5 protein-coding genes and 1 tRNA gene are annotated in these 6,185 nt (G+C 63.7%); 3 read left to right on the top strand and 3 right to left on the bottom strand.

The window, feature by feature from the left end:
* The coding region (locus tag WBB85_RS15750) for a phosphatidylglycerol lysyltransferase domain-containing protein (RefSeq protein ID WP_432639550.1) at positions 1 to 275 on the top strand (275 nt) is incomplete at its 5' end.
* A 212-nt stretch (positions 276 to 487) separates the two neighbouring features.
* Here the strand turns inward: WBB85_RS15750 and WBB85_RS15745 are convergent.
* From WBB85_RS15745 to putA, 3 genes are all read right to left on the bottom strand, one after another.
* On the bottom strand, positions 488 to 883 hold the full coding sequence (locus WBB85_RS15745; RefSeq protein ID WP_432639549.1) for a GFA family protein: 396 nt from the start codon (positions 881 to 883) through the stop codon (positions 488 to 490).
* On the bottom strand, positions 880 to 1,623 hold the full coding sequence (locus tag WBB85_RS15740; protein ID WP_432639548.1) for a rhomboid family intramembrane serine protease: 744 nt from the start codon (positions 1,621 to 1,623) through the stop codon (positions 880 to 882). The genes WBB85_RS15745 and WBB85_RS15740 overlap by 4 nt, the downstream gene beginning before the upstream one ends.
* A 324-nt stretch (positions 1,624 to 1,947) precedes the next feature.
* The gene (gene putA, locus WBB85_RS15735) at positions 1,948 to 5,391 is read right to left on the bottom strand and encodes a bifunctional proline dehydrogenase/L-glutamate gamma-semialdehyde dehydrogenase PutA (protein ID WP_432639547.1); all 3,444 of its coding nucleotides are present in this window, start codon (positions 5,389 to 5,391) and stop codon (positions 1,948 to 1,950) included.
* Between the two features lie 103 nt (positions 5,392 to 5,494).
* Between putA and WBB85_RS15730 the strand changes: the two genes are divergently transcribed.
* Positions 5,495 to 5,959 carry an Lrp/AsnC family transcriptional regulator gene (locus tag WBB85_RS15730; protein WP_432639546.1) on the top strand — a complete coding sequence of 155 codons (465 nt, stop codon included), beginning with the start codon at positions 5,495 to 5,497 and terminating at the stop codon, positions 5,957 to 5,959.
* A 42-nt stretch (positions 5,960 to 6,001) separates the two neighbouring features.
* A tRNA-Leu gene (locus WBB85_RS15725) sits at positions 6,002 to 6,087 on the top strand.
* The last annotated feature ends 98 nt before the right edge of the window (positions 6,088 to 6,185 follow it).

The following is a 6,185-nucleotide window of genomic DNA, read 5'->3' as shown; positions in this document are numbered from 1 at the left end:
ATGAACATGGTGAGCATTTCTACCATTTCGAGGGGCTGCGCGCCTTCAAGCAGAAATTCGATCCGGTCTGGACACCGCATTACCTTGCCAGCCCCGGCGGGCTTGCCGTGCCGCGCGTGCTTTACGAGATCAACGTGCTGATTTCCGGCGGGGTGCGCGGGCTGGTCTCAAGCGCGCCCGGACGAGGTTGCGGAAATGTAATCCGCGCATCAGGGCGGCGTATCCCGGGTGGAACAGAAACCAACGGAACAGACACCGGAGTTCCCCTGACATGAAACTCAATGTGTTGCAATCAACCCTGCGCATGCCGGGTGCCACAGCGGAAACAGGTCCTGCAACCCTGATCGCCGGGACCGCGGTCACCGATGCCGCGGGCCATTCCCTGCGAAACGCTGTAGCCGGACGCGACCAAGGCGGAATGCCCCCATCACAGGCCGTGTTCACCAGATGCCGAATGACCAGGTCTGCCGTCATTCACGCCGACTTTTTATGAAAGGTCAGTCCGGTCGGAGGGGTGGTTGATACCGTCAGTCCATTCGACCGGGCCCAGTTCGCGCGGGTTGACGCCTTCCAGGCAGGCGACGTTGACGCCATATTCATTCGGGTTCGAGCGGCGCTGATGGTGAGTGTAGATGCCGCAGGTCTTGCAGAAATAGTGCTTCGCCGTGCCGGTATTCCAGGTGTAGAGCGTCAGGTTCCCCGCCCCTTTCACCACGGTTACCCCGTCAAGTGGCGCGCTGATCGCAATCGCGCCCCGTCTTGCACAAAAGGAACAGTCGCAGCGCCGGGCGCTGGCCAGACCTTCGGACAGCGTCACCGCAAGCTCGACCGCCCCGCAATGGCAGGTGGCGCGATGCGGTGTCCGGATCTCGGGCAGGGTCATTTGCGGTGCCTCCGGATGATCGGGATGCTTGACGGCGAATAGTCGATTTCAGGATGCGGCGGGTGGCCTTCGGTTTGCCTCCAATAGCGCTTCGCACCGCGTTTCAGCCATGTGGGAAGGGCAAAGACGATCCCTGCAACAAAGCCGCCGGCATGGGCCCAATAGGCGACCCCGCCACCGCTGTTGGGGGTCGAGACGCCCGAGAAGATCTGCATCGCGAACCAGAGGCCGAGCATGACGAAAGCGGGAATGGTGAAGACACGGAAAAAGACGATGAAGATGACAAGGATATCGACCCGGGCCCTGGGGAAGAGGAGCAGGTAACCGCCCATCACCCCGCCGATGGCACCGGACGCCCCGACCGTGGGAATGACCGAGCCGGGATCGGCGGCGATATGAGCAAGGGCCGCAGCAACGCCCGACGCAATGTAGAAGGTCAGGAAACCCAGATGCCCGAGTTGGTCTTCGAGGTTGTCGCCGAAGATCCAGAGGAACAGCATGTTCCCCGCAAGATGCATCCAGCCCGCATGCAGGAACATCGAGGTGAAGATGCCCTGCACCTCGCCGCCCTGCGTAACCGCAGCCGGGATCATTGCCCAGTCGCGCCAGAAGCCCGCGATGGCGCGTTCGCTTTCCATATAGGGCAGTTGCATCAGAAACACGGCCAGGTTCGCCGCGATCAGCGCATAGACGACAAAGGGCGTCCGGTTCGAAGGGTTATGGTCACGGATCGGAAACATGGCGCCACGTTTTCCGATCCGCGCGGGGGCGTCAAGCGTTACCGGAGTTTGGGAATGATCCGGATCGGAATCCGCTGGCGGGATGACGCCAGGCTCGCCGATAACGCGCGGAGGGCGTAGGTTTGTTGCCGCAGGCTTCCGGTGGTCCTGCCGGCGGTTCCGGATCAAGTCGCGGACGTTGGTGCCATTGCCGCATACGCAACATAAGCCGGGCGGGGGCCAGCCCGCCGGGACGGGCATGCGCTCGTCCGGCGCATTCGGCTTGGTTCCGGGCGAAAGGCATTCAGCCACCAATGCCCGAAAAGGGCTCTTCGGAAAATCCGATTACGCGTTCCCGGCCTCGGCCAAAAGCTGGGCGTTGCCACCTGACGCCGTGGTGTCGACGCAGACATGGCGTTCCAGCGCCACATGACCCAGATCCGGCATCGCGGTGATCAGGGGCAGGATCGGGCCGTCGCGATCCGCCAGCACCTCGCCATAGGCGCGGGCACTGGCCTCATCGCCCCACCAGAGCACCCCGGCAAAGCCCTTGAGCGTGGCGAGAGTCTTCGGATCGAGCGTGCCCGCGACGGCGATGGCCTGACCGCCAAGCGCGTGGACCGCCTCGGCCTGCGCCTCGGTCGCCTCGCGTCCGGGGCCGAGGCAGAGGAATGGCGCGCGGGTTAGCAGAGACAGCCGGTTCGATTCGCCCGTTGGTCCGGGCAGGTCGATGCGGCGCAGCACCGCCGGAAGCGGGGCCGCGTTCAGCGCGGCCTGCACCTTGGCCGGGTCGGCCTTGGCGTCGTCCTTGCCGACCTTGCCCGGCTTGGCAGGCTGGGTGAAGCGGTGCAGATATTCCGGCCCACCTGCCTTCGGTCCGGTGCCCGACAGCCCCTCGCCGCCGAAGGGTTGCGAGCCCACGACCGCGCCGATCTGGTTGCGGTTCACATACATATTGCCGACATGCAGCGCCTCGGTCAGTTCCTGCACCCGGTTGTCGATGCGGGTATGAAGCCCGAAGGTCAGGCCGTAGCCGGTGGCGCTGATATCGTCGATGATCTTCGGCAGGTCGTCGGCGTCGAAGGTCGCCATATGGAGGACCGGCCCGAAGATTTCACGCTTCATGTCGGCGATGCCTTTGACGCGGATCACCGTGGGGGCGATGAAATGGCCGCCCCTTGGCGTGGAAAGCTGCCGCAGCAGGCGGCCCTCCTTGCGGGCCTTTTCGATATGGGCACGGATGCCCTGTTCGGCTTCTTCGTCGATCACCGGGCCGACATCGGTCGCAAGGTGCCAGGGATTGCCGACCGTCAGTTCCTCCATCGCGCCGAAAAGCATGTCGGTGAAATGGGCGGCGATGTCTTCCTGCACATAGAGGCAGCGCAGCGCCGAACAGCGCTGACCGGCTGACTGGAAGGAGGACGCAACGATGTCGCGCACCGCCTGTTCCGGTAGTGCGGTACTGTCCACGATCATCGCGTTCAGCCCGCCGGTTTCGGCGATCAAGGGTGCGCCGGGGGCGAGGTGCTTGGCCATCGCCTTTCGGATCAGCATCGCGGTGTCGGTCGAGCCGGTGAAGCAGATGCCGTTGACGCGGGCGTCCGAGGTCAGTTTCGCGCCCACCGTCGCACCGTCACCGGGCAGAAGTTGCAGGGCAGAGGCCGGGACGCCTGCCTTGTGCAGCAGGGCGACCGCATGGGCGGCGATCAGCGGTGTCTGCTCGGCAGGCTTCGCCAGAACCGCGTTCCCGGCGGCAAGGGCGGCTGACAACTGGCCGGTGAAGATCGCCAGCGGGAAGTTCCAGGGGCTGATGCAGGTAAAGATGCCGAGGGGCGGCTGTTTCAGCTCCAGCCCGCGTGCGGCGTAGTAGCGCAGGAAATCCACCGCCTCGCGCAACTCCGCCACGGCATCCATCAGCGACTTGCCCGCCTCGCGCGCCAGAAGCGCGAAGATCGGGCCGAAGTTCTCCTCATAGAGGTCGGCGGCACGGTTCAGGATTGCAGCGCGCTCGGCGGCGCTGGCCTTCCACGGCTTCGCGGCGGCCAGCGCGTGATCGACATCGGCGGAAGAGGCATCGGTGACGCGGCCGACCAACTGACCGGTTGCGGGGTTGACGACGCGGCGCGGCTTCAACCCTTCGACCTTGCAGGCCAGCATCGGCTGGGCGGCAAATTCGGTCTTGGCATATTCGTCGCGCGCGGTGTCGATCAGCGCGAGCGTCGGCGCATCGGTCAGGTCGAAGCCAGTCGAATTGCGGCGTTCGGGCGCGAAGAGGTCCGGCCCTTTGCGGATCGCCTTGTTGGACAGGCCCGGCAGCATCGCCTCCACCGCGTCGAACGGGCAGGCGGCGACCTCGTCGGGCGACACGTCCTCATCCACGATCTGGTTCACAAAGGAGGAGTTGGCACCGTTTTCCAGAAGGCGGCGGACCAGATAGGCCAGAAGGTCGCGATGCGCGCCGACCGGCGCATAGATGCGGCAGCGGGTCTTTTCGCGCTTCAGAACGATGTCATGCAGCCGTTCACCCATACCGTGCAGGCGCTGGAACTCATAGGGTTTGCCCGCGCCCATATCGAGGATCGCGGCGACGGTATGGGCGTTATGGGTGGCAAATTGCGGATAGATACAGTCGGTCATGGACAGCAGCTTCTTCGCATTGGCGATGTAGCTGACATCGGTCGCTTCCTTGCGGGTGAAGACCGGGAAATCCTCCAGCCCCATGACTTGCGCGCGCTTCACCTCGGCGTCCCAGTAAGCCCCCTTGACGAGGCGGACCATGATCCTGCGGTCAAGCCTTTGGCCAAGCGCATAGAGCCAGTCGAGCACCGCCCCCGCGCGCCGTCCGTAAGCCTGCACGACGACGCCGAAACCATCCCATCCGGCAAGGTCCTCATCCGACAGCACGGCCTCTATCACCTTCAGCGACAGGGTCAGGCGGTCGGCCTCCTCAGCGTCGATGTTGAAGCCCATCCGGGCTTGCGCCGCCTGCAATGCGAGCTTGCGGACTACGGGGACGAGTTCGGCCATCACGCGGTCTTCCTGCGCCACCTCATAGCGGGGGTGAAGTGCCGAAAGCTTGACCGAGATGCCCGGATTGTCGCGGATGTCGTCGCTGATCGCGGCCGAGGCGATGGCGGCGATGGCTTTTGAATAAGACTGCGCGTAACGCTCGGCATCCTCGGCGGTCTTAGCGGCCTCGCCCAGCATGTCGTAGGAATAGCTGTAACCCTGCGCCTCCATCTTTGCCGCGCGTTCCATCGCCGCGTTGATGGTCTCGCCCAGCACGAACTGGCGACCCATTTCCTTCATCGCCTGACGCACAGCGCGGCGGATGACCGGTTCGCCCAGCCGCTTCATCGCGCCGCGCAGATGGCCGACGATGCCGGGCTCTTTTTCCTCTTCCAGAACCTTGCCGGTCAGCATCAAAGCCCAGGTGGAGGCGTTGACCAGAGACGACGCGGAATGACCCAGATGCTTGCCCCAGTCCGACGGCGCGATCTTGTCCTCAATCAGCGCGTCCATCGTATCGGCATCGGGCACCCGCAACAGAGCCTCGGCAAGACACATCAGCGAAATGCCTTCCTCGGTCGAAAGGCCGTATTCGGCAAGGAAGACCTCCATCAGGCCGGGCCGCACATCGGCGCGGATCTGGTGGACTAGAGACGCACCTTCGCCCGAGATCCGGACCCGGTCGGACGCATCAAGTGCTGCATTGGCGATGAGCCGTTCCAGAAGCGGGACTTCGGGTTGAAGCGCGCCGGTGTCGATGGCAGTCCAAAGATCGGTCATGGGGTCCTCCGCGTGAATGCCCCTGTATATCGCTTGATTGAAAGTCGATATGACTTAATAATCCGACTACAAAGGCGTTCAGGCTAAATTGAAGGCTAAATGCATGCCAAAAGAACTTCCGCAGCTTGACCGCTATGATACAGCGATTCTGCGCGCCCTGTCGGAAGACGGACGCATGCCGGTCACCGAACTGGCCCGCCGGATCGGCCTGACCAAGACCCCGACACAGGCGCGGGTGAGAAGGCTGGAAGAGGTCGGTGTCATTTCAGGCTACCGCGCCGTCCTCAGCCCGATCCGTATGGGGCTCGCCCATGTCGCCTTTGTCGAGGTTCGGCTCTCGGATACGCGCGAGGCGGCGTTGCAGGCCTTCAACAAGGCCGTACGTGGCGTGCCCGAGATCGAGGAATGCCACATGATGGCGGCAAGCTTCGACTATCTGATGAAGGTCCGCACCAGCGATATCAATGATTTCCGCCGGGTGTTGGGGGAACGCATTTCCAGCCTGCCGCATGTCGCCTCTACCTCGACCTTCGTGGCGATGGAGGCGGTGAAGGAAACCGGCCTCTGACCCTTGCCCGGGCCGCATTTTCTTTTATGGTCGCCCGCGCTGGCCCGCGTGGTGGAATGGTAGACACAGGAGACTTAAAATCTCTAGGCCGAAAGGCCGTGCCGGTTCGAATCCGGCCGCGGGTACCAGCGAATGCCGTTGTTCGACCGCGTCGATGCGGGATACCTACACAGTCCCGGACTTGATCCGGGACCTCTTAACAGGCCCGCCAAGAGGTCCCGGATCA

It is taken from the genome of Albidovulum sp. (assembly GCF_049646345.1).
Taxonomy (GTDB): domain Bacteria; phylum Pseudomonadota; class Alphaproteobacteria; order Rhodobacterales; family Rhodobacteraceae; genus Albidovulum.
The sequence above is the reverse complement of the archived record's forward strand: the minus strand, read 5'-3'. Positions and strand labels throughout refer to the sequence as shown.